Origin of the sequence: Stutzerimonas sp. R40042 (assembly GCF_026642215.1) — a bacterium.
In the GTDB taxonomy this organism is placed as follows: domain Bacteria; phylum Pseudomonadota; class Gammaproteobacteria; order Pseudomonadales; family Pseudomonadaceae; genus Stutzerimonas; species Stutzerimonas frequens.
Genome location: NZ_CP113258.1, coordinates 665,932 through 688,974 on the forward strand (window position 1 = coordinate 665,932; position 23,043 = coordinate 688,974).

General features: G+C 65.4%; 25 protein-coding genes. 15 read left to right on the forward strand and 10 right to left on the reverse strand.

Annotated elements, in window-relative coordinates:
- Nucleotides 1-47: 47 nt before the first annotated feature.
- The 6 genes from OUY36_RS03000 to argH all read right to left on the reverse strand — a co-directional run bounded on the left by OUY36_RS03000 (nt 48) and on the right by argH (nt 4,751).
- Complete coding sequence (locus OUY36_RS03000) at nt 48-293, reverse strand: TIGR02647 family protein (RefSeq protein ID WP_063539585.1); 246 nt, start codon at nt 291-293, stop codon at nt 48-50.
- A gap of 78 nt (nt 294-371) precedes the next feature.
- Complete coding sequence (locus OUY36_RS03005) at nt 372-815, reverse strand: hypothetical protein (protein ID WP_102839558.1); 444 nt, start codon at nt 813-815, stop codon at nt 372-374.
- Between the two features lie 65 nt (nt 816-880).
- Entirely contained in the window at nt 881-1,408 is a 528-nt protein-coding gene (locus OUY36_RS03010; protein ID WP_200601110.1) for a hypothetical protein, read from the reverse strand.
- Between the two features lie 92 nt (nt 1,409-1,500).
- The gene (locus tag OUY36_RS03015) at nt 1,501-2,649 is read right to left on the reverse strand and encodes an NnrS family protein (RefSeq protein WP_267938269.1); all 1,149 of its coding nucleotides are present in this window, start codon (nt 2,647-2,649) and stop codon (nt 1,501-1,503) included.
- A gap of 35 nt (nt 2,650-2,684) precedes the next feature.
- A complete protein-coding gene (locus OUY36_RS03020; protein ID WP_267936734.1) occupies nt 2,685-3,164 on the reverse strand; it encodes a GNAT family N-acetyltransferase in 480 nt (159 codons plus the stop codon).
- Between the two features lie 192 nt (nt 3,165-3,356).
- The gene (gene argH / locus OUY36_RS03025) at nt 3,357-4,751 is read right to left on the reverse strand and encodes an argininosuccinate lyase (protein ID WP_267932029.1); all 1,395 of its coding nucleotides are present in this window, start codon (nt 4,749-4,751) and stop codon (nt 3,357-3,359) included.
- A 207-nt stretch (nt 4,752-4,958) separates the two neighbouring features.
- On the opposite strand from argH, the gene OUY36_RS03030 reads away from it, so the two are divergent.
- The 9 genes from OUY36_RS03030 to OUY36_RS03070 all read left to right on the forward strand — a co-directional run bounded on the left by OUY36_RS03030 (nt 4,959) and on the right by OUY36_RS03070 (nt 13,305).
- Entirely contained in the window at nt 4,959-6,017 is a 1,059-nt protein-coding gene (locus tag OUY36_RS03030; RefSeq protein WP_267932030.1) for a sensor histidine kinase, read from the forward strand.
- A complete protein-coding gene (locus tag OUY36_RS03035; RefSeq protein ID WP_102839563.1) occupies nt 6,014-6,760 on the forward strand; it encodes a LytR/AlgR family response regulator transcription factor in 747 nt (248 codons plus the stop codon). The genes OUY36_RS03030 and OUY36_RS03035 overlap by 4 nt, the downstream gene beginning before the upstream one ends.
- A 155-nt stretch (nt 6,761-6,915) precedes the next feature.
- Nucleotides 6,916-7,854 carry a hydroxymethylbilane synthase gene (gene hemC / locus OUY36_RS03040; RefSeq protein ID WP_267932031.1) on the forward strand — a complete coding sequence of 313 codons (939 nt, stop codon included), beginning with the start codon at nt 6,916-6,918 and terminating at the stop codon, nt 7,852-7,854.
- Nucleotides 7,851-8,621: a uroporphyrinogen-III synthase gene (locus OUY36_RS03045; RefSeq protein WP_267932032.1), complete on the forward strand. Its 771-nt coding sequence runs from the start codon at nt 7,851-7,853 to the stop codon at nt 8,619-8,621. Before hemC ends, OUY36_RS03045 begins: the two co-directional genes overlap by 4 nt.
- Before the next feature lie 16 nt (nt 8,622-8,637).
- Nucleotides 8,638-9,813, forward strand: coding sequence for a uroporphyrinogen-III C-methyltransferase (locus OUY36_RS03050; protein WP_267936738.1), 1,176 nt, complete (start codon nt 8,638-8,640; stop codon nt 9,811-9,813).
- Nucleotides 9,810-11,030 (forward strand): heme biosynthesis HemY N-terminal domain-containing protein, encoded by a 1,221-nt coding sequence (locus OUY36_RS03055; RefSeq protein ID WP_102839567.1) that lies wholly within the window; start codon nt 9,810-9,812, stop codon nt 11,028-11,030. The genes OUY36_RS03050 and OUY36_RS03055 overlap by 4 nt, the downstream gene beginning before the upstream one ends.
- Nucleotides 11,031-11,149: 119 nt before the next feature.
- Nucleotides 11,150-11,641, forward strand: a complete 492-nt coding sequence (locus tag OUY36_RS03060; protein ID WP_063539595.1) for a disulfide bond formation protein B — start codon at nt 11,150-11,152, stop codon at nt 11,639-11,641.
- A gap of 252 nt (nt 11,642-11,893) precedes the next feature.
- Complete coding sequence (locus OUY36_RS03065) at nt 11,894-12,361, forward strand: Rsd/AlgQ family anti-sigma factor (protein ID WP_063539596.1); 468 nt, start codon at nt 11,894-11,896, stop codon at nt 12,359-12,361.
- Between the two features lie 104 nt (nt 12,362-12,465).
- The gene (locus tag OUY36_RS03070) at nt 12,466-13,305 is read left to right on the forward strand and encodes an AlgP family protein (RefSeq protein ID WP_267936740.1); all 840 of its coding nucleotides are present in this window, start codon (nt 12,466-12,468) and stop codon (nt 13,303-13,305) included.
- Here OUY36_RS03070 and OUY36_RS03075 read toward each other — a convergent pair.
- Nucleotides 13,281-13,757: a TIGR02444 family protein gene (locus OUY36_RS03075; RefSeq protein ID WP_230726093.1), complete on the reverse strand. Its 477-nt coding sequence runs from the start codon at nt 13,755-13,757 to the stop codon at nt 13,281-13,283. The genes OUY36_RS03070 and OUY36_RS03075 overlap by 25 nt on opposite strands.
- A gap of 68 nt (nt 13,758-13,825) precedes the next feature.
- Between OUY36_RS03075 and OUY36_RS03080 the strand changes: the two genes are divergently transcribed.
- Genes OUY36_RS03080 through OUY36_RS03100 form a run of 5 tightly spaced genes read left to right on the forward strand, consistent with a single transcriptional unit; the run spans nt 13,826 to nt 18,224 of the window.
- Complete coding sequence (locus tag OUY36_RS03080) at nt 13,826-15,736, forward strand: ATP-binding cassette domain-containing protein (RefSeq protein WP_267936741.1); 1,911 nt, start codon at nt 13,826-13,828, stop codon at nt 15,734-15,736.
- On the forward strand, nt 15,733-16,317 hold the full coding sequence (locus OUY36_RS03085) for a mechanosensitive ion channel domain-containing protein (protein WP_020306698.1): 585 nt from the start codon (nt 15,733-15,735) through the stop codon (nt 16,315-16,317). Before OUY36_RS03080 ends, OUY36_RS03085 begins: the two co-directional genes overlap by 4 nt.
- 3 nt (nt 16,318-16,320) lie before the next feature.
- On the forward strand, nt 16,321-17,079 hold the full coding sequence (locus OUY36_RS03090) for a TerC family protein (protein WP_125868785.1): 759 nt from the start codon (nt 16,321-16,323) through the stop codon (nt 17,077-17,079).
- Nucleotides 17,080-17,121: 42 nt separating this feature from the next.
- Nucleotides 17,122-17,754 (forward strand): LysE family transporter, encoded by a 633-nt coding sequence (locus OUY36_RS03095; protein ID WP_011911768.1) that lies wholly within the window; start codon nt 17,122-17,124, stop codon nt 17,752-17,754.
- A 14-nt stretch (nt 17,755-17,768) separates the two neighbouring features.
- Complete coding sequence (locus tag OUY36_RS03100; protein ID WP_102839573.1) at nt 17,769-18,224, forward strand: YaiI/YqxD family protein; 456 nt, start codon at nt 17,769-17,771, stop codon at nt 18,222-18,224.
- Here OUY36_RS03100 and OUY36_RS03105 read toward each other — a convergent pair.
- From OUY36_RS03105 to elbB, 3 genes are all read right to left on the reverse strand, one after another.
- Nucleotides 18,199-20,331 carry a putative bifunctional diguanylate cyclase/phosphodiesterase gene (locus tag OUY36_RS03105; RefSeq protein ID WP_267936742.1) on the reverse strand — a complete coding sequence of 711 codons (2,133 nt, stop codon included), beginning with the start codon at nt 20,329-20,331 and terminating at the stop codon, nt 18,199-18,201. The genes OUY36_RS03100 and OUY36_RS03105 overlap by 26 nt on opposite strands.
- Nucleotides 20,332-20,442: 111 nt before the next feature.
- Complete coding sequence (locus OUY36_RS03110) at nt 20,443-20,910, reverse strand: thioesterase family protein (RefSeq protein ID WP_013981640.1); 468 nt, start codon at nt 20,908-20,910, stop codon at nt 20,443-20,445.
- A gap of 144 nt (nt 20,911-21,054) precedes the next feature.
- Complete coding sequence (gene elbB / locus OUY36_RS03115; RefSeq protein WP_011911772.1) at nt 21,055-21,720, reverse strand: isoprenoid biosynthesis glyoxalase ElbB; 666 nt, start codon at nt 21,718-21,720, stop codon at nt 21,055-21,057.
- Nucleotides 21,721-22,023: 303 nt separating this feature from the next.
- Here elbB and hemB point away from each other — a divergent pair, with 303 nt between their 5' ends.
- Nucleotides 22,024-23,037, forward strand: coding sequence for a porphobilinogen synthase (hemB, locus tag OUY36_RS03120; protein ID WP_267936743.1), 1,014 nt, complete (start codon nt 22,024-22,026; stop codon nt 23,035-23,037).
- Nucleotides 23,038-23,043: the final 6 nt, after the last annotated feature.

Sequence of the window (23,043 nt, forward strand, 5' to 3'; positions counted from 1 at the left end):
GGCATCATCCGTACCCTGGGCTGGCGAAGCGGAACGGCAATGCGGTGTCAGGCCGTGGCGGTTTCCGAGAGGATGGTAAGCAGGGTCTGCGCCTGTTCAGCGGCATCGCGGCCAAGGCTGGTGAGGTAGCCACCATCGTTCTGGGTGATCAGTCCCTTGGCGTGGAGGCGGCCGAAAGCGGCGATGGTGGACGGGCTGGCATCGTGATGCACTTTCAGCCCTTCCTGCAGGTTTTCCAGATTGAACTGGCAAAGCACTTCCAGTTCGGCGACCAACTCAGGGGTGTACGACATGCTCGCTCCTCGGGTGGTGGGCTCATGCCCTGTCCGCTGAGTGTAGATGCTGGCGGCGACCCTGCCTTGATCCAGGTCCTATTCGGATGCCTGCGGCAGTTCCGGCAGCTTGCGCAGCATGGCCTCGTAGGCGGCACCGTCGAAAGGGCGGTCTTCGCTGAGCATCGCGCGGATCTCGTGGGCGAGGACCAGCGCCATCATCTGCAGGCATTCGTCGCGCTCGTAGCCGACCAGCGTCAGCTTGTTCAGCGTGGCCTGGGTGGCCGCGGGCTCACCGGCTTCAAGCTGGTTCTCGATCGCCTGGATCAGGGTCTCTTCGGCGAACGCTTCATCTTCATCGTTGCTGGGTGTGTCTTGCGCCATGGCAGGTATCTCGTCGAGCGGGGCCGGATTTTCTGCGTCCAGCTGGCATATCGTGCAGCTGCCGTCATCCGGGCGGTTGGTTTCGACGTAGCGTACCCGGCGCTGAGCGGCCTGGCGATCGGCATCGACGCGATAGCGGGGGCGGTCTGGATCGGACATGGGTTTCTCCATACGGATGCATCCAGCTAAGCACCGGCTGCCCCGTGAAGCAATGCCGCGGCGCGTCAGTCCATCAGGCTCAGGGCCAGGCAGAGCAGGCCGAATGCGCTCCAGACCAGCGAGAAGATGATCGGCGTGCGCAGTGAAAACAGCAGGGTGCGCTTGTAGCGAGGCCCGCCGACCGGGCTGCTGCCTTCGCCGAACAGCGCCGATTCGTTGTTCGGCAGCATGCCGACGCGGCCTTCGAGCTGCAGCAGTTCGGACTGTTTCTGATGCCAGCGCTCGATGACGTCGAAATTGGACTTGATGCCGGGCATCGCGTGCAGCGACGTGATGAGGCCGAGCACCGAGAGAATCGCCGGCACCACCAGACGGAACAGCTCGCCCCACTCAGGGTTACTGTTGGCCATCGACGAGGCGAAGGCAATCATCAGGAACGATTGCGACGACAGGTAGGCGCTGGTGCGCTCGGCCAGCAGGGAGGATTCGAAATGGATTTCGGAGCGGTAGAACATCAGGCGCTCCTTGGGCGAGTCGAAAAGCTCGGCGCCCTGGGTGTCCTGGTTCAGCAGCAGGGTGCGCAGGTCGGTCATGCAGGCCTCGGCGAATGCGGCGGCGGACATGGGGGAGTCGCCGGCGGTTGCATGTAGGTCAAGCTTAATGCGCGAGAGTTCCGGTCGATGACTCAGCGGCCAGCTTCACCGCGATGGCTGTCCGCGTGTGCCTCGCGACAACGCCAGAGCAGCAGGGTCAGCGCCAGAAAGGCCAGCGACCAGCAGCCGGCGGCGAGCAGTAGCCAGCCCTGCTGAGGCTGATTCAATAGGGCGGGCAGCACCCGTGCCAGCGCCGCCAGGCTGATCAGCAGCGCCACCGGCTGTATCCAAGGCTGCGCCGCGGGATCGCGGAAACGGTAGATCAGCCGGGTGCGGGCCATCACCGTGAAAGTCAGGCTGCTCAGCGCGCCGACGGTCAAAGCGTGCAGCGTTGCGTTCAGTGGTAGCGTCGGTAGCAGCGTTCCCAGGCCAAGCAATAGCAGGCCAATGGCGAGCCAGGCATAGCCGAGCAGCAGGGTCAGGAGGTCCGAGCGTGCGCAGCGCCAGGGTTGCCAGCGCAGCAGGCGGATGGCCGTGAGCAGGGCGGCGGCGACCAGTACGGCGCCGGTCAGTTGCCGGGTGAGCGGCCAGGGCAGGAGATTCAGCAGCAGGGCGATGCCGAGCAGGATCAGCACGGCGCCTTCGGTATGCGGCTGCACTCGCGCATCCAGTCGCCAGCCCTGGCTCTGCGCGTTACCGGCAATGGCTGGCGCGATGATTCGTCCGCCCATGAAGAACATCAGGATGGCGACCAGTAGCAGCGCCTCCTCCAGCATGAGCCGGTCGAAGCCAGCTGCAAAGCTGCCGCTGGCGATGGCGCTGAGCAGGCCAAGTCCGGCAACCACCGGGGCAACCGTCTGGTTGCGCCATTTTTTCGCGGCGCCGAGAAAGCGCGGCAACACATTCCAGGCAAGTCCGGCAGCAAAGACGCCGGCGCTGGCCAGTGCCAGCCACGAACCTGGCCAAAGCAGGAAACCGAGGCGCGCCAATGCCCAGCAGCCGAGTAGCGCAAGGGTAAAGCGCAGTGGCTGTGGGCCGAGCAGGTAGCCGGCGATCACCGCGAGTGCAAAGCCGAAGAGCATCTCGTGGGCGTGACCGGCGGATGTGGCGAGCCCGGGCATCGCGGGAAGCAGACCAAGTAGCGCCAGTACCGAATACGGCAGGATCAGCGCCGCGTAGAGCGCGGCAGCCGGGAAGAACCAGGCGTTGGCAAACGGCAGGCGCGCCTTGTGCGGCGACAGCGCAGCGGCTGACGCAGACGAGTTCGAACGATCGCTCAACCCGCCGCGAACTCTGACAGTGCGTCGCCGGTCAGGCGGTAGCCGATCCACTCGTTCTGCGGCCGGGCACCGATGGATTCGTAGAAGTCGATGGCCGGCTGATTCCAGTCCAGCACCGACCACTCGAAGCGCCCGCAGTCGCGTGCCACCGCCAGTTGGGCCAGATGCCGCAGCAGTGCCTTGCCGGCGCCGATGCCGCGCTGCTGCGGGGTGACGTACAGGTCTTCCAGATACAGGCCGTGCTTGCCCAGCCAGGTCGAGTAGTTGAAGAAGTACACCGCGTAGCCGATCGGCTCGCCGTCCAGCTCGCAGATCAAACCATGGGCGCTGCTGCCGTCGGCGAACAGGCTGTTCTCGATGCCGGCGACGTCGGTCTTGACCTCGTGCTCGGCCTTTTCATAGATGGCCAGATCGGTGATGAAGCGCAGGATCAGTGCGGCGTCTTCGCGAACCGCGGGGCGAATGTCGAGGGACATCTCAATCTTCCTGAACGGGAGAGGGTGAGCGCATTGTTGCGCCAGTTGGCGGGCTTGTGAGGATGGTGATCGCCTGCCGCTTGAACCGCACATTGGCCCGGCGGCGGCCACCGAGCTGCAGGGCCAGACGGCGCGACAACCCGGCTCTGCCGCACGCTGAATAGCCGACCGCAAGCGGTCGGCCGACTCCGGTCAGCGGGACGCGAGCAGCGCCTGGCCGCGCTTGACCGCGGCGCGCACCTGATTAGGCGCCGTACCGCCGATATGGTCACGGGCGTTGACCGAGCCTTCCAGGGTCAGCACGGCGAACACGTCGTCAGTGATCTGATCGCTGAACTGGCGCAGCTCGTCGAGGCTCATCTCGGCCAGGTCCTTGCCGGTCTGTACGCCGTACTTCACCGCATGGCCGACGATCTCGTGGCAGTCGCGGAAGGGCAGGCCCTTGCGCACCAGGTAGTCGGCCAGATCCGTGGCGGTGGAGAAGCCGCGCAACGCCGCCTCGCGCATGATTTCGCGCTTGGGCTTGATCGCCGGGACCATGTCGGCAAAGGCGCGCAGGCTGTCGCGCAGGGTGTCGGCGGCGTCGAACAGCGGTTCCTTGTCTTCCTGGTTGTCCTTGTTGTAGGCCAGCGGCTGGCCCTTCATCAGCACCAGCAGGCCGGCCAGCGCGCCAAATACGCGGCCGGTCTTGCCGCGCACCAGCTCGGGCACGTCCGGGTTCTTCTTCTGCGGCATGATCGAGCTGCCGGTGCAGAAGCGATCGGGCAGGTCAATGAACTGGAACTGCGCGCTGGTCCAGAGCACCAGCTCCTCGGAGAAGCGCGACAGGTGCATCATCGCCAGCGAGGCGGCGGCGCAGAATTCGATGGCGAAGTCGCGATCGGAAACGCCATCCAGCGAGTTGCCGGAGATCGCTTCGAAACCCAGCAATTCGCAGGTGATTTCCCGCTGGATCGGATAGGTGGTACCGGCCAGTGCAGCCGAACCCAGCGGCATGCGGTTGGTGCGCTTGCGGCAGTCGACCAGGCGTTCGTAGTCGCGGCTGAGCATCTCGAACCAGGCCAGCAGATGGTGGCCGAAGGTCACCGGCTGGGCGGTCTGCAGGTGGGTGAAACCGGGCATGATGGTGTCGGCTTCGGCTTCGGCGAGACCCAGCAGACCCTGCTGCAGACGGGTGATTTCGCCGAGGATCAGGTCGATTTCGTCACGCAGCCACAGGCGGATGTCGGTGGCGACCTGGTCGTTGCGCGACCGGCCGGTGTGCAGCTTCTTGCCGACGATGCCGATGCGGTCGGTCAGGCGCGCCTCGATGTTCATGTGCACGTCTTCCAGGTCGACGCGCCAGTCGAAGGTGCCGGCCTCGATCTCGCTCTGGATGTCCTTGAGGTTGGTGATGATCTGCTCGCGCTCATCGGCGCTTAGCACGCCGGCTTTTTCCAGCATGGTGGCGTGGGCGATGGAGCCCATGATGTCGTGGCGGTAGAGGCGCTTGTCGAACTCGACGGAGGCGGTGAATCGGGCGACGAAGGCGTCGACGGGCTCGCTGAAACGGCCGCCCCAGGACTGATTGGTCTTGTCGGTGCTCATGAATGCGCTCGCTGAAATCCGAAGGCTGAGGAAAGGCGGCGATGATAACAGGGATGGCGCTGCGGGCGGGCACACCGGACGCAGCCGTGGGAAGGGTGAGCTGGCTGGCAAATCCGCACGATTTCGCCTCGGCCGGCGGGTGCTTGGCTTGCCCTCACCGAGGCGTGCAAGGAAACTCCCGGCAGGTCGATCCACAGGCTGATCCGAGTGAAAACCACTGCCGTATCCGATGATTTCTTCGTTCCCGAGCTGTGCCAGCCCGAGGCCTTGCTCGGCCTCGTCCTGCTCGCCGAACTGCTGGTATTCGTGCTGGTGCTGGCCGAGCCGATGCAGCCGGGATTCGACTGGATGCGCCTGGCGCTGACCTCGTTGTTCGTGCAGTGGATCGTGCTGCTGTCCGCCGGCACCATGTGCCTGCTGCGTCCGCTGTTGGCGCGGCTCCGCGCGGCGTTGGCCGGGCTGGCGTGCTGCGCGCTGGTGGTCGGGCTGACCCTGGCCTGCACCGCCGTGGCGGACATCTACCAGCTCGGCGGCCCGCTCTCGCGCGACGGCGAGGTCAATCTCTACCTGCGCCACGCGCTGATCAGCCTGATCATGTCGGGTCTGCTGCTACGCTATTTCTATCTGCAGAGCCAGTGGCGGCGCCAGGAGCAGGCCGAGCTGCGGGCGCGGATCGAATCGCTGCAGGCGCGCATTCGTCCGCACTTCCTGTTCAACAGCCTCAACAGCATTGCCGCGCTGGTGGCCAGCGATCCGGCCAAGGCCGAGCAGGCGGTGCTGGACCTGTCCGACCTGTTTCGCGCCAGCCTGGCGCGGCCGGGCACGCTGGTGGCCTGGCGTGACGAAATGGAGCTGTCGCGCCGCTACCTGTCGATCGAACAGTACCGCTTGGGCGACCGGCTGCAGATGGACTGGCGGGTCGACAGCGTGCCGGACGACCTGCCGATTCCGCAGCTGACGCTGCAGCCGCTGCTGGAGAATGCGCTGGTCTATGGCATTCAGCCACGTATCGACGGCGGGTTGGTCAGCGTAGCCGCTGAATATGTCGATGGTGTGTTTCAGTTGGTGGTCAGCAACCCGTTCGACGAAACCGCTCAAGCGCAGGCTTCACGGGGTACGCGGCAGGGTTTGCAGAACATCGACGCACGATTAGCGGCACTTTTCGGTCCGCTAGCGAGTCTCAGCGTGGAGCGCCGTGAAGGCCGCCATTACACATGTCTACGCTATCCATGTGCGAGACAAACGCAGGAAGCCAGATCTATATGAATGTCCTGATTGTCGATGACGAACCTCTAGCCCGCGAGCGCCTCAGCCGACTGGTAGGTGACCTCGACGGCTATCGTGTCCTCGAGCCTGCTGCCAGCAATGGCGAAGAAGCACTGACGCTGATCGAGGAACTGCGCCCTGATATCGTGCTGCTGGATATCCGCATGCCCGGGCTCGATGGTCTGCAGGTTGCAGCCAAGCTTTGCGAGACGGATGCGCCGCCAGCGGTGATTTTCTGTACTGCCCATGATGAATTCGCCCTGGATGCCTTCCAGGTCAGCGCGGTTGGCTATCTGGTCAAGCCGGTGCGCCCGGAGCACCTGTCCGAGGCGCTGAAGAAGGCCGAGCGGCCCAATCGCGTTCAGCTCGCTGCCTTGACCCGTCCTGCTGCGGTGTCCGGTGCCGGGCCGCGCAGCCACATCAGCGCGCGCACCCGCAAGGGCATCGAGCTGATTCCGCTGGATCAGGTGATCTACTTCATCGCCGACCACAAGTACGTCACCCTGCGCCACGTTGGTGGCGAGGTGCTGCTGGACGAGCCTTTGAAATCGCTGGAAGACGAGTTCGGCGAGCGCTTCGTGCGCATCCATCGCAACGCGCTGGTGTTCCGCGATCGGATCGAGCGTCTGCAACGCACGCCGCTCGGCCACTTCCAGCTGTTCCTCAAGGGGCTCGACGGCGAGGCGCTGACTGTGAGTCGGCGTCATGTGGCCGGCGTGCGCAAGCTGATGCAGAACCTCTGAGCCAGCACGGCTCGCTGCGTTGGTGACCGTCAGCTGATACGGCTGGCGGGCTCCGGCGTGGTGGCATGACAGCGCGCTTTACTTGATTCCGGCCAACCCAGGCTGGTTGTCCGGCCTGTTATCATCGCCGGCAATTCACTGTTCTGGAATTGTCCATGTCTCGCGAAATTCGCATCGCCACCCGCAAGAGTGCCCTGGCCCTGTGGCAGGCCGAATACGTCAAGGCGCGCCTGGAGGCGTCGCACCCGGGGCTCAAGGTCAGCCTGGTGCCGATGGTCAGCCGCGGCGACAAGCTGCTCGACGCACCGCTGGCGAAGATTGGCGGCAAGGGTCTGTTCGTCAAGGAACTGGAAACGGCACTGATGGAGAACGAAGCGGACATCGCCGTGCACTCCATGAAGGACGTGCCGATGGAATTTCCCGAAGGGCTGGGCCTGTACTGCATCTGCGAGCGTGAAGATCCGCGTGATGCCTTTGTCTCCAATCACTTCGACGACCTCGATGCGCTGCCGCCCGGCAGCGTGGTCGGCACCTCGTCGCTGCGTCGCCAGGCCCAGCTGCTGGCGCGGCGGCCGGACCTGAAAATCCAGTTCCTGCGCGGCAACGTCAACACCCGACTGGCCAAGCTCGATGCAGGTGAGTACGACGCCATCATCCTCGCTGCCGCCGGGCTGATCCGCCTTGGCTTCGGTGAGCGCATCCGGTCCAGCATCGGCGTCGACGAGAGCTTGCCGGCCGGCGGTCAGGGCGCGGTTGGCATCGAATGCCGTACCACCGACAGCGAACTGCATGCACTGCTGGAGTGCCTGAACCACGCACCGACCGCTACTCGCGTGGTCGCCGAGCGCGCGCTGAACAAGCGCCTGAACGGCGGCTGCCAGGTGCCGATCGCCTGTTACGCGGTGCTCGAAGGCGAGCAGCTGTGGTTGCGCGGATTGGTCGGCCAGCCGGACGGTACTGTGCTGCTGCGCGCCGAAGGCCGAGCACCTGCCGCCGAAGCCGAGGTGTTGGGCGTGCAGGTCGCCGAGGAGCTGCTGGCCCAGGGTGCCGAGCAGATCCTCAAGGCGGTCTATGGCGAGGCTGGTCACGCGTGACTGGCTGGCGCCTGCTGCTGACCCGGCCGGCCGAAGAGTGCGAGGCGCTGGCGGCAACACTCGCCGAAGCCGGTGTGCACAGCGCCAGTCTGCCGCTGCTGGCGATCGAGCCGTTGCCGGAAACGGCCGAGCAGCGTGCGGCGATCCTCGAGCTGGATCGCTATTGCGCCGTCATCGTGGTCAGCAAACCGGCTGCCCGGCTGGGCCTGGAGCTGCTCGACCGCTATTGGCCGCAGCCCCCGTTCGGTCAAGCCTGGTTCAGCGTTGGTGCCGCCACCGGGGCAATCCTCGAAGCCTATGGGGTGGATGTCAGCTGGCCCGAGCGGGGTGACGACAGCGAGGCGCTGCTGGCGCTGCCGCAGTTGGAACACGCGCTGGCCCGGCCCGATCCGAAGGTGCTGATCCTGCGTGGCGAGGGTGGCCGCGAGTTTCTCGCCGAGACATTGCGTGCGCGCGGGGTGCAGGTGGATATCCTCGAACTGTACCGGCGCTACCTGCCCGATTACCCCATGGGAACACTTGCCGCCACGCTCCGCTCGGAACGGCTCAACGGCCTGGTGGTCAGCAGTGGGCAGGGTCTGCTGTCGCTGCATGAGCTGGCAGCCGATACCTGGCCCGAATTGTCTGAGCTACCCTTGTTCGTACCCAGCCCGCGGGTGGCGGAGATGGCTCGACAGTTGGGCGCCAAACGAATTGTGGATTGCCGCGGCGCAGGAGCTGCGGCCTTGCTGGCGGCCTTGCGGGAAACCGCGGTGGTCGCTTCCTGATGCAAAGGATGGAAACGTGAGCGAAGCAGATTCCAAGAAAGAACCGCTGCAACCCCCCGCCAGTGAGCCGACTCCAGCCGTCGAGCCCGCCAAGTCGTCCAAGACTGCCCCGTCCAAGCCTGTCGCCAGTGGCGGCGCCAAGTCCCTGGCAACCGTGGCGCTGCTGGTCGGGCTGGGTGGCGTGGCGCTCGCTGGTTACGGCGTCTGGCAATTGCAGCAGCTCGGCGCTCAGGAAGGCCAGCGACTCGAAGCCATGCAGGGCACCGCCGAACAGATGCGTCAGCTGGCCGAGCGCGAGCGCCAGATGGCGGCACGCCTTGGTCGTCTGGAGCAGTTGCCGTCGGCCAGTGAGCTGGAGGAGCGGCGGCGTATGCTGGCGACGTTACAGAGCGATCAGCAGCGCCTTTCCGGGCGGGTTGAGCAGGTGCTCGGCGCGAGCCGCGAGGAGTGGCGCCTGGCCGAAGCTGAACACCTGTTGCGCATGGCGATGCTGCAGCTGTCGGCCATGCAGGACGTGAAAAGCGCCGAAATGCTGGTTCACGAAGCCGATCTGATCCTGCAGAAGCAGGACGATCCCGCTGCCTACAGCACGCGGCAGAAACTGCTGGAAGGGCTCGAAGGCCTGCGAAGCCTGCCGGAGCTCGATCGCACCGGGTTGTTCCTGCAACTCGGCGCCTTGCGTGGGCAGACCGCTCAGCTCAGCGCACTGGCACCGGAGTTCGTCAATGGCGAGGCACAGCCGGAAAGCGCCCAGGACAGCCGCTGGCAACGCTGGCTGAACGAGCTGACGCGCTACGTGCGGGTGGACTTCGACGCCGGTGCCGACGTCAAGCCGCTGCTTGTCGGGCAGACCCTGGGCCAGGTGCGCCTGGCCCTTTCGCTGGCTATCGAGCAGGCCCAGTGGGCGGTGCTCAATGGCAATGCCGAGGTCTACCGGCAGTCACTGGAGCAGGCCAGCTCGGTACTCAAGGATCACTTCAGTGAAGACAATGGCCAGGCTCGCGGTCTGCGCAAGCGTCTCGAAGAGCTTTCGCAGCGCGAGGTGGAGGTGACCCTGCCCGATCTTGCGCCGGCGCTGGAGGCGCTGCAGGCCTACGTACAGAAGCGTGAACGCCGCGACGCGGGCGATACAGGCGAAGCGCCCGCCCAGCCCGAGACGCAGGACGCCGAGCAGGAGGCCCAGCGCACATGAAAAGACTGGCGTTGCTACTCATTCTGCTGCTTGCCGTTGCCGGATTCCTCGGCTGGGCGATCAGCCAGAGCGCTGGCTACGTGCTGATCACATATGATCAGTTCCGCTACGAGTCGAGCTTCTGGGTCTTCCTTGCCCTGGTCGCAAGCCTGTGGCTGGTGGCCGTTGTGGTGCACTGGCTGCTGGGGCTGTTGCAAATCTCCGGTGCGCTGGTCAACCCATGGTCGCGTCGCCATCGCGAACGCCGCGTGGAGAAGGCGTCCCGCAGCGGCCTGCGCGAGCTTGCCGAAGGCCAATGGGCGCCGGCGCTCAATCACCTGCAACTGGCCGCCGAGAAGGATCGCCAGCCGTTGGTGCATTATCTGGGGGCAGCGCGGGCGGCCAACGAGCTGGGCGAGTATGCCCAGAGCGATGAGCTGCTGCAGAAGGCTCGCGAGCGTGAACCCGAGGCGGCCTTGGCGATCGGCCTGACCCAGGCGCAGCTGCAGATTGCTCGCGGCCAGTATGTCGAGGCGCGCGCCTCGCTCAGCGAGCTGCAGAACGACCATCCGCGACATCCCTATGTACTGACGCTGCTGCAACAGCTCTATGTCCAGCTCGAGGACTGGGCAGCGCTGTGTCGGCTGCTGCCGGAGCTGCGCAAGCATCGCGTGCTGCCAGCGGCGAAGCTCAGCGAGCTGGAAGTGCTGGCCTGGACGGCGGCGGTTGAACAGGCCGGGCAGCCGTCCGAGCTGGCTCCCGAGGCGAGCATCGAGGCGCTGAACCAGCGTTGGCAGACCGTCCCCAGCGCGCTGCGAGGGGAGCCACTGGTGGTGCGCGCCTACGCCGACGGGCTTGCTCGCCTCGGTGCCCAGGGGAAAGCCGAGGAGGTTCTCTACGCGGCGATCAAACGACAGTACGACGATCGACTGGTGGAACGCTACGGCCGCGTACTCGGTCGTGATCCGGCGCGCCAACTGGCGCATGCCGAAGGCTGGCTCAAGGATCACCCGCAAAACCCCGTGCTGCTGCTTGCGCTGGGACGGCTCAGCCTGCGCAACGAACTATGGGGCAAGGCGCGCGACTATTTCGAGGCGAGCCTACGCTTCGACCACCGCCCGGAAACCTGCGCCGAGCTGGCGCGTCTCCTGGCGCAACTGGGCGATACCGAAAGCAGCAATCGCCTGTTCCAGCAGGGAGTCGGTTTGCTCGACCGCAATCTGCCCGCGACTCTGTGACCGGCTCGTCAGGTCCGCCATGTGCCGGGCTTGACGCTTGCGCGGGTCTTTCTCGCCGCTTGTAAGGCTGTCCAGGTTTCCACTACCGTAGCGGACTTTCCCTTGTAAGCGGAGCCACCATGCGTCTGGCCAGCCCACGTTCCCTGTTCCTTCTCGCCTTTATCGGAAGCGCGCTGCTGATCGTCGTTGCGCTCTACATGGAACACGTAATGGGCCTGGCGCCGTGCCCACTGTGCATTGTCCAGCGCATCTGCGTGATCGCCTTTGGCCTGACCTGCCTGGTGGCTGCGATTCACGGACCGGCCAAGACCGGGCGGCGCGTTTACGCTGGTGTCGGCTTGTTGTTCGTACTGTTCGGCAGCGCCACTGCCATTCGCCAGATCTGGTTGCAGAGTGTGCCGGCCGATCAGTTGCCGAGCTGCCTGCCGAGCCTGGAATACATGATGGAAGCGTTGCCCTTCCAGGAAATCGCCCGTCTGGTGCTGCACGGCACCGCGGAGTGTGCCGAAGTGAGCTGGACTATGCTGGGGCTGAGCATTCCCGAGTGGAGTCTACTGGCCTTCATCGGCATGGCCATTGTCTGTCTTGCGCAGCTATTGCGCCGCGACTGAGCAAAACTTTCCTTCTTACCGTCGAACTCCCGCTGCGCTAGCAGGGTCTTCTCATGGACGTGCAGTGGTTTGATGCGCTTGTGAGATTCGTCGGCTTTTCGCTTGATGCATCGAGCAGCGCGGCATAGTCTGCTCCTGCGGTGACGGATTTTCGCCATCCGCTGCCGCCACTCACCCAGGGCCGATACCGAAAGACAGAAAAACGTCTCGGAATGGCGTAAAAGCATCATCGATTAGGGAAGTGAGGACATCATGCTCGAGAGCTGTCGCAATGCCCAGGAACGCTGGGGTGGTGTACATCTGCTGATCGATCGCTGGCTGCACGAGCGCCATGCACTGATCAACGCCTATCACGAGCTGCATACCGATCGCGACGCGACCGCTCGACAGGCCCTGCAGCGGTTCTGCGAATACCTGGTCGACTACGTCTCGGCCGGCCACTTCGAAATCTACGAACAACTGCTCGCCGAGGCCGAAGCGTTCGGCGATGCCCGCGCGATCGAGTTGGCCAAGCAGATCTACCCGCGTATCGAGACCATCACCAAGGTTGCGTTGGGCTTCAATGATCGTTGCGAGAAGGGCGATTGCCTGGGTAGCCCAGGCTTGGCCGACGAGCTCAAGCAGCTGGGCCAGCTGCTGCATGAGCGCTTCGAGCTGGAAGACTGCCTGATCGAAGTCCTGCATAACGCGCACAAACAGGCAGACGCCACTACCGCATGAGATGGTGGCCATGGCGCTGCCGGCCGGAGCCGCTCGGCGGGCGCTGGCGGCGCTAGAGCCGGCCGTCTAGTATGGGGGCACCGTTCCTGCCAGGAGGCGCCTCCATGCCCGCGAAGAAGAAGTCGGTTACCACCCCGCTGCATTTGCTGCAGCAGCTTTCCCTCAGTCTGATTGACCACCTTGACCAGGCCTGCGCTCGGGCGATCAAGGATGCCGAAAGCACGCTTGCCAAGCTGCAGAAGCAGCGAGGCAAGGCTCAGGACAAGCTGACCAAGGTCCGTGCCAAGCTGGACGACGCCGGCAATGCGGGCAAGGCCAAGGCACAGGTCAAGGCGCGCTCCCGGCTAGGCGAGTTGGAAGAGTCCCTCGCATTGCTGCAGAGCCGGCAGAGCGAAACCCTGACCTACCTGGCCGATCTCAAGCGCGATGCTGAGCAGAGCCTGAAGCTGGCCCAGGGTATCCGCAAGGTTGCCGATGATGCTGACAAGGCCTTGCGCAGCCAGTCTGCGACTGCTGTCAAGCCCGCCGCACCCTCCCGTCCGGCTGCGCGCAAGCCTGCCAGCAAGGTCGCCCCGGCTGCAGCCAAGCCGGCGGCCGCATCTGCCAAAGCTCCGGCGACCAAAACAGCGGTGACGCCGGCTGCTAAAGCGCCAGTCAAGGCTCCGGCAAAAGCTCCGACCAAGACAGCCGCGAAGACCTCGGCCGGCACTGCCGCGGCCAAGCCTGCGGCTACGCGCCCTGCAACGGCCAAGGCTCCAGCCCGCGCGCGCTCGGCCACTGTGGCCAGACCCGCTGCTGCCGCGCAATCCGCCAACAAGGCTGCGCCCGTTGCGGCTGAGGCAGCGGCCAAGCCCACGGCAGCCAAGCCCGCGGCGAAAAAGCCTGCTGCTCGCAAGCCTGCAGCCAAGCGCACCGCGACTCAGAAAGCTGCCAGCTCCAGCTGAGTCTGATAAGCCGCGTTGCGCAGGGTTTCCAGCGCAACGTGGCTACTACCTTTCGGCCCAAGAGCGCTCAACCACCGGTCGGCACCAGCGCTTTCGCTCCATTCGCAGCTCGCCGTCTGCAGCCGCTCCAGCAGGCTGCGCTCCGCTTGCAGTTCGAGCGTCTTGAGCGCTTCGCGCAGTTCTCGCAAGGCTTCGTCCTGTTCTGCCGGCGAGCGCCATGCCTGGCGCAGTTCGCGCAGTGGCTCCACCACCCTGTGTCGCCAGGGTGCGGCGACTTCTTCCAGCGCACGCATCCGCTCCGGACTGCATGCCACTCCGCGTACCTCCAGCCAGGCCGCGCAGATCAGCACACAGACATCCGCCCCCTGACTTTGCAGTTCCAGGCAGGCGCTCTCGACCCCCTCTCGTGCGTAGCAGTGCAGGGCGAAGGTCCAGAGATCAGGGTTGAGCATAAGTGATACGCCTTTTTTTTCGGCCGCCCGGCTGGCTCTCCAGGCGAACTGATAAACTCGCCGCCATTATGATCCGACTTCAGAACCTCACTCTACAGCGTGGCCCTCAGCGTTTGCTGGAAGGCGCCGAGCTGACCCTGCATCCCGGCCAGAAGGCCGGCCTGGTCGGTGCCAACGGTGCCGGCAAATCCACACTCTTCGCCCTGCTGCGTGGCGAGCTGGTGCCCGATGGTGGCGACTGCCAGCTGCCGCCGGATTGGCGCATCGCGCACATGCGCCAGGAGATCGATACCCTCGACCGCCTGGCGGTGGATTACGTGCTCGACGGCGACATCGAGTTGCGTCGCATCCAGCGCGACCTGGCTGCTGCCGAGCAGGCTCATGACGGCAACGCCCTGGCGCGCCTGCACAGCGAGCTGGACAATGCCGACGGTTACAGCGCCGATGCACGGGCGCGCAAGCTGCTCGCCGGGTTGGGCTTTTCCAATGAACAGATGGCGCTGCCGGTCGGTAGCTTTTCCGGTGGCTGGCGCATGCGTCTGAATCTGGCGCAGGCGCTGATGTGTCCGTCGGACCTGCTGCTGCTGGACGAGCCGACCAACCACCTCGACCTGGATGCGATCCTCTGGCTCGAGGACTGGCTCAAGGGCTATCCCGGCACGCTGCTGCTGATCTCTCACGACCGCGACTTTCTCGACGCGGTGGTCGACCACGTCATCCACCTGGAGCAGCGCAAGCTGACCCTCTACCGCGGCGGCTACTCGGCGTTCGAACGCACCCGCGCCGAGCGTCTGGCGCAGCAGCAGCAGGCTTACGAGAAACAGCAGGCGCAGCGTGCGCACATGGAAAGCTTCATCCGCCGCTTCAAGGCCAAGGCAACCAAGGCACGCCAGGCGCAGAGCCGGATCAAGGCGTTGGAGCGGCTGGAGGAACTGGCCCCGGCGCATGTGGATTCGCCATTCGACTTTCGTTTCCGGGAAGCGGACAAGGTCTCCAGTCCGTTGCTGGATCTGGCCGAGGGCCGCCTCGGCTATGGCGACAAGCTGGTCCTGGACAAGGTCAAGCTGCAGCTAGTGCCTGGCGCGCGGATCGGCCTGCTGGGTCCCAACGGTGCCGGCAAGTCGACCCTGATCAAGACGCTGTCCGGCGAGCTATCGCCCCTCGGCGGCCGCCTGCAGCGCGGCGAGAACCTGGTGGTCGGCTACTTCGCCCAGCATCAGCTCGATTCGCTCGACCCCAAGGCCAGCCCGCTGCTGCACCTGCAGCGCATCGCCGCCAACGAGCGCGAGCAGACCCTGCGCGATTTCCTCGGCGGCTTCGATTTCCGCGGCGATCGTTGCGACGAGCCGGTGTTGAACTTCTCCGGTGGCGAGAAGGCGCGCCTGGCGCTGGCGGTGATCGCCTGGGGCAAGCCCAACCTGCTGCTGCTCGACGAGCCGACCAACCATCTGGATCTGGAGATGCGCCTGGCGCTGACCCTGGCGCTGCAGGACTTCGAGGGAGCGGTGCTGGTGGTGTCGCACGACCGCCATCTGCTCAAGAGCACGACCGACGAATTCCTGCTGGTGGCCGATGGCCGAGTGCAGGACTTCGACGGCGATCTCGAGGACTACGCGCGCTGGCTGGTGGACTACCGGGCGCGCCAGCAACCCATAGCGAGCGGCGAGCCTGCCGTGGACAAGACCGACAAGCGCGCCCAGCGCCAGGCGGCGGCTGCGCTGCGTCAGCAGCTGGCGCCGCACAAGCGCCAGGCCGACAAGCTGGAGAAGGACCTGGCTGGCGTGCACGAAAAGCTGGCCGCACTGGAAGCGCGGCTCGGCGACAGTGCGCTCTATGAGGTGGCGCGCAAGGACGAACTGCGAGAGCTGTTGGCCCAGCAGGCCGAGCTCAAGGTTCGCGAAGGCGAGCTGGAAGAGGCCTGGCTGGAAGCACTGGAAACCCTGGAAGCCCTGCAGGCGCAACTGGAGGCCAGCGCGTGAACGAAACCTGGCTGGCCCTGATCGAGGAGTGGCGCCTGCAGTGGATGCTGGGTCTGCAGGTGCTGCTGATCCTGTTGGTGGCGTACGTGCTGCAGCGCCTGGTCGTGCGCGGACTGACCCGGCTGTCGTCGCGCTATCCGCTGCCGCCGGAGTTGCTGATCCCGGTGCGCGGAGGTATCCGCTGGTTCATCATCGGCGGTGCTTTGATCATGGTGCTGGAGCGCTTCGGCGTGTCCGCCACGGTGCTGTGGACCGCTATTTCCGGTTTCGTCGCGGTCGCGGCAATCGCCTTCTTCGCGATCTGGAGCGTGCTGTCCAACCTGCTCTGTGCCGTGCTGATCCTCACCGTCGGGCCGTTCCGCCTGGGCGACGTGGTGGAGATCGTCGAGGCGTTCGACAAGCCGATCGTCAAGGGACGCGTCATCGACATCAATCTGCTCTACACGACCCTCGAGGAAGTGGCCGAAGCCGGGACTGGCGCCATCGTCCAGGTGCCCAACAGCCTGTTCTTCCAGAAAGCCGTGCGCCGCTGGCGCGGCGGCGACATGCAGCTGATCAACCCTCCCACCCCAGAGAAGTAACCTATGGAATGGCTCAGCAACCCTGAAATATGGGTCGCCTTTCTGACCCTGACTGCCCTGGAGATCGTCCTGGGCATCGACAACATCATCTTCATCTCGATTCTGGTCAGCCGCCTGCCCAAGGCGCAGCAGCCCAAGGCGCGCTTCTTCGGCCTGGCACTGGCCATGGGCACGCGGATCCTGCTGTTGCTGTCCATCGCCTGGGTGATGCGCCTGACCAACGACCTGTTCACGGTGCTTGGGGAGGGTGTTTCCGGGCGCGACCTGATCCTGTTCTTCGGTGGCCTGTTCCTCCTGTTCAAGAGCACCATGGAGATCTGGCACAGCGTCGAGGGTGAGGAAGAGGACCAGGCTGCTGGCAGCGGGGTGAAGGCCGGGTTCCTCGGGGTCATCCTGCAAATCGCGGTGATCGATATCATTTTCTCGCTGGACTCGGTAATCACCGCGGTGGGTCTGGTGCAGAACGTTCCGGTGATGGTCGCCGCGATCGTCATCGCCGTGCTGGTCATGATGCTGGCAGCGGGTACCATCAGCGACTTCATCGACAAGCATCCGACGCTTAAGATTCTCGCCCTGTCGTTCCTCATCGTCGTCGGTACGCTACTCATTGCCGAAGCCTTCGATGTGCATGTGCCCAAGGGCTACGTCTACTTCGCCATGGCCTTCTCGCTGGGCGTCGAAGCGCTGAACATCCGCATGCGCAAGGCCATGAAGCGCAAGCTGAAGGAACCGGTGAAACTGGGCAAGGACATGCCGGACTGACCATCGCGCTAAGTTCGCGCGCTCGACCAAGGGAGACTGACCATGACGCTGGAAACCTGGCTTGCCTTTTTCGTCGCCTGTTGGGTGATCAGCCTGTCGCCGGGGGCCGGGGCCATCGCTTCGATGTCCTGCGGCTTGCAGTACGGCTTCTGGCGCGGCTACTGGAACGCCATCGGTCTGCAGCTGGCGCTGGTGCTGCAGATCGCCGTGGTCGCCGCCGGTGTCGGCGCGGTACTGGCGACCTCGGAACTGGCGTTCGGCCTGATCAAGTGGTTCGGCGTCTGCTACCTGCTCTGGCTGGCCTGGAAGCAGTGGCAGGCACAACCAGAAGCGCTGGACGATTCAGCCGCACCGCGGCCCATCGGCCGGCCGCTGAGCCTGGTCTTGCGTGGCTTCCTGGTCAATGCCAGCAACCCCAAGGCGATCGTCTTCATTCTCGCCGTGCTGCCGCAGTTCCTCGATCCGCAGCGGCCGCTGCTGCTGCAGTACAGCGAGATGGCCGCGACCATGGTGGTGGTGGATCTGGTGGTCATGGCCGGCTACACCGGGCTTGCCGCCAAGGTGTTGCGCCTGCTGCGCACGCCGCGCCAGCAGCGCCTGGTCAACCGCAGCTTTGCCACCATGTTCGCCGGGGCAGCGGCCCTGCTGGCGACTGTCCGGCGCGCCGCGGCATGAGTGCGGCAGGACCGATGCGTGTGTGGATCGACGCCGACGCCTGCCCACGCGCGGCCAAGGATCAGGTGATCAAGTTCGCCCTCAAACGCAAGTTCGAGGTGCTGCTGGTCGCCGGGCAGAGCCAGGTCAAGCCGGCGTTCGCCTGCGTGCGTCTGATTGTCGTGCCGAGCGGGCCGGATGCCGCGGACGACTATCTGGTCGAGCATGCCGAGCCCGGTGACCTGGTGATCTGCAGCGACGTGCCACTGGCCGACCGGCTGGTGAAGAAGGGGGTCGCCGCGCTCGACCCGCGCGGGCGCGAGTTCGACGAGCGCAACATGGGCGAGCGCCTGGCAGTGCGCAACCTGTTCACCGATCTGCGCGATCAGGGGCAGGTGGGTGGCGGCCAGGCGGCTTACGGCGAGCGTGACCGACAGGCGTTCGCCAATGCGCTGGACCGGCTGCTCACGCGATTGTCCCGGCCACAGTGAGCGGCCGCGCGGCCAGCCAGTCGCGCAGCGCCGGTAACGGCAGCGGCCGGCTGTAGTAGTAACCCTGGATGAAGTCGCAGCCGTTCTCGCGCAGATAGTCGAGCTGCACTGCCTCTTCCACCCCTTCGGCCACCACCTTCAAACCCAGCTTGTGCGCCATGGCGATGATCGCTGCGGTGATGGCGCGGTCGTTGGCCTGCTCGGCAATTTCCCGAACGAAGGCGCGGTCGACCTTGAGCGTATCGACCGGCAGCTGACGCAGGTAGGCCAGCGAGGAATAGCCGCTGCCGAAATCATCGATCGAAACCTTCACGCCCAGCTCGCGCACCGCATCCAGCGCGCGGATCGCCGCGCCGAGGCTGTTCATCAGGGCGTTCTCGGTGACTTCCACGGTCAGTCGCGCCGGCTCCAGCCCTGTGCGTTCGAGAATCCGAGCAACCACCGCGGGCATCTGCGGGTTGGACAGGTTGAGCGCCGAGCAATTGACCGCCATGCGCAGATCGTGACCTTCGCCCAACAGCACGGCCAGGTCGGCGCAGGCACGGCGCGCCACCCAGGTGTCCAGCTCGGCGACGAAACCGTGCTGCTCGGCCAGCCCGACGAAGCGCTCCGGACTGATGAATCCCTGCTGCGGATGCTGCCAGCGCACCAATGCTTCGAGACTCACCGGACGCCCGCTGCGGCCGTCGACGATGGGCTGGTAGTGCACGCTGAGCAGGTTCTCGTTCAGCGCGCGGCGCAGGTCCTGCTCCAGCGACAGGTCCTCTTGGGCGCGCAGTTCCAGTGCCGGATTGAAGCGCAGGCTGCGGTTGCGGCCGCTGGCCTTGCACTGCCCGACGGCCAGGCCGGCGTGGCGGAACAGGGCATCGAAGTTGAGGCCATCCTCCGGGTACTGACTGATGCCGATGCTGGCCGTAAGGCGCAGCTGGGTGTCGCCGAGAACGAACGGCGGGCGCAGCTGCTCGAGGATCCGGTTGGCCAGTGCCTGGGCGTGCTCCCATGCGCCCAGGGTTAGCACGCAGAACTCGTCGCCGGAGAAGCGCGCCAGCATGTCGTGCTGACCGAGCACCGCGCGAATGCGCTGCGCCGTCTGCTGCAGCGCCAGGTCGCCGCTGCGGTGGCCGAGGCTGTCGTTGATGCGCTTGAAGCTGTCCAGGTCCACCACCAGTACGGCCAGCGCCTGGCGTTCCGCGCGCACGGCCAGCACCTGGGTGACCATCTCGGTGAAGGCGCGGCCGTTGAACAGGTTGGTCAGCGGGTCATAGTGGGTCATCGCATTGAGCTGGTGCTCGGCCAGATCGAGCGCCTGGCGCTGCTCGCTGAAGCGCTGTTCGGCCCAGCTCGCGGCGATGCCGGTGACGATCACCAGCAGGGCCACCAGGCCGATCGCCGAGGCCAGGGCGCCCTGGCCGGTGTGGCTGCCGAATGGCGCGGCGTGCTCCACGAGACCGGCGGGGACTGCCAGGGTCAGCGCGTGCATCCCGGTGTAGTGCATGGAGACGATTGCCGCGCCCATCACCAGGCTGCAGAGCAGGCGTTGCCAACGCTGATGGCGGCTCTGGCTGCTGCTGAAGTGGAAGCCCAGTACCAATGCGGAGATGGAGGCGCCGATGGCGATCAGCACCGAGGCGGCGAAGGCCAGCGGCGCGTAGTACAGCGTGGCCAGCGATCGGATCGCGGCCATCCCGGTGTAATGCATCGCCGCAATGCCGATGCCGGCCGCGGTCCCGGCCAGGACGTACTGCGCCACGCTCAACCGATCGCGGCCAAGCACGCGCATCACCACGTAGGACACCGCCACGGCGATCAGTAGCGAAAGGGCGGTGATGCCGTGCTCGTAGCGAATGTCCAGCGGCGCGCGGAAGGCCAGCATGCCGATGAAATGCATCGACCAGATTCCGCCGCCCAGGGCGAAGGCGCCGACCCAGCGCCATAGCTCGCGCCCGCGCGGGCTGCTGCTGCGGCTGACCCGCTTGGCCAGGGCCAGGGCGGTGAAGGCCGCGGCGCTGGCGATCAAATAGGAGAGCACGACCAGCAGCGGGTCGTGGCTATGCCCGAGCAGGGCAACCTGGTCGGCGGGCAGGTCGGAAAACAGCAGTCTGGACACGCGGCGGCACTCGAACTGGCGGGCGTCCTGCCTCGTGGAGATGATGGCTCATGGCCATGTTCGGCAGAGTGTACGAGAGCGCACCCCGGCCGCCAATCTCCTATCGGCCGTTCAGCCGCAAAGATAAGTGCCGGTGCCCACGGCGATCAGCGTGTCCGATTCGTTGTGCAGCTCCGAACGCACCACCGCGACCTTGTTGCCCGAGCGCAGCAGGGTCGCGCTGGCAGTGAAGCGCGTACCGCGGCCGGGGCGCAGATAGTCGATGCGCAGGTCGATGGTGCCGAGGCGGGACAGGCGGGCGGCGCGCTCCTGCATGGTCAGGTGACGATGCTTGTCGAAGGCGCCCAGCATCGCCATGGCGCCACCGGCGACGTCGAGCAGCGAGGCGATCACGCCGCCGTGGAGGATGCCATGGACGAAGTTGCCGACCAGCTCGGGCTTCATTGGCAGGTGCATCACCACCCGCGAGGTGGAGATCTCATCGAGCTCGATGCCCAGGGCCTGGTTAAAGGGGATGCGCTCGAACATCTGGCGTACCGCCTGGGCCTGCTCGGCGAGCAGCGCATCGTCATGGTTCATGGTCGGCATTCCTGAAGAGGGTCGGACCAAACTGCCCGAGGACGTCCGGGCTGAACAGGCCGACGGCAAGAGCACCCGCGGCTTTGGCGACTTTCGCGCAAAAAAATCCCGGGTTGCCCCGGGATTTGCAGCCTGCTCGAAGAATCAGTCCTCGGTGGTCATCTCCAGCACTCGGTCGACCAGCTTGTAGATGCCGGACGCCGCTTCGCTGATGGACTGCGCCAGCATGTAGGCCGGGGTAGTGACCAGGCGGTGCTGCTTGTCCACCACGATGTCGCTGACCTCGCAGGCCTGGTGGCTGGCACCCATCTGGCCGACGGCCTTGGCGGCGTCGGCGTCGTCGCTGCCGAGGGTGCAGATCACGCCGGCGCCGAAGATCTCCGCGGCCATGGTCGGCGCGATGCACATCATGCCGACCGGCTTGCGCGCCTCGGCGAAGGCCTTGACCAGCGCCACCACGTCCGGCAGCGCCTTGCTGTTCGCGCCCTCGGTGGCGAAGGTGGAGAGGTTCTTCGCGGCACCGAAGCCGCCAGGCATGATCAGCGCGTCGAAATCCTCGGCGCGTGCCTCGCGCAAATCCTTGATCTCTCCGCGGGCCAGGCGCGCCGATTCGGTCAGTACGTTGCGCGATTCCGGCATTTCCTCGCCAGTCAGGTGGTTGATCACGTGCATCTGCGCAATGTTCGGCGCGAAGCACTGCACCTTGACGCCGCGCTGGTCCAGGCGCAGCAGGGTGATGACGCTCTCATAGATCTCCGAGCCGTCGTAGACGCCACAGCCGGATAGGATCACGGCGACTTTCTTGTTCATAGCGATACTCCTGGTCAGTTTTCAACGGCCCTGGGGTGGGCGCTGCGGATGCACTCGATGCTAATACCTGGGACGGTTCCAGGTAAGCCCTGCCTGCTGACTTGGATTCGCCGGACCGCCCGGTGTTCATTGCCGCGGGTCTGGCTCGGTGCTTTGCGGCTGATCAAAGCACTGGCAGACATTAGCGGGGCTGGCGACAATGGGGCGATTTCGCAGGCCCGACGGCATGGCGCTGTCATCATTTCGTCATGCTTCAGGCCTATAAACGTCATATTCGCCCGTTCTGCGGGCCAGGAGTCCGTTGTGAGTTTCGTTCATGCCAGCCGCCTGTTCCCCGCCACCCGCCTGCGCCGCAACCGTCGCGACGAGTTTTCCCGCCGTCTGGTGCGCGAGAACGTGCTGACGGTCGATGACCTGATCCTCCCGGTGTTCGTGCTCGATGGCGAGAACCGTCGCGAAGCCGTGCCGTCGATGCCCGGCGTCGAGCGGCTGTCCATCGACCTGCTGCTCGAGGAGGCCGAGGAACTGGTGGCGCTGGGCATCCCGGCGCTGGCGCTGTTCCCGGTGACGCCGCTGGAGAAGAAATCCCTGGACGCCGCCGAAGCCTGGAACCCCGACGGCATCGCCCAGCGCGCAACCCGTGCGTTGCGTGCGCGCTTCCCGGAGCTGGGCATCATCACCGACGTCGCCCTCGATCCGTTCACCACTCACGGCCAGGACGGCATCCTCGACGACAACGGCTACGTACAGAACGACGTCACCGTCGATGCGCTGGTCAAGCAGGCGCTCTCCCATGCCGAGGCCGGTGCTCAAGTGGTCGCGCCGTCGGACATGATGGATGGACGCATCCAGGCGATCCGCGAGGCGCTGGAAGTGGCCGAGCACCACAACGTGCGCATCATGGCCTATTCGGCCAAGTACGCCAGTGCCTACTACGGCCCGTTCCGCGATGCAGTGGGTTCAGCGGCGAATCTCGGCAAGAGCAACAAGAACACCTACCAGATGGACCCGGCCAACGGCGACGAGGCACTTCACGAGGTGGGCGCGGACCTGGCCGAAGGCGCCGACATGGTCATGGTCAAGCCCGGCCTGCCGTACCTGGACATCGTCTGGCGGGTAAAGGAGGCTTTCAAGGCGCCGACCTTCGTCTATCAGGTCAGCGGCGAGTACGCCATGCACATGGCTGCCATCCAGAACGGCTGGCTGAGCGAGGCCGTCATTCTTGAGTCTTTGGTCGGCTTCAAGCGCGCCGGGGCCGATGGCATCCTCACTTACTTCGCCAAGCAGGCGGCACAACAATTAAAACGGGGCCAGTGAGCTCTT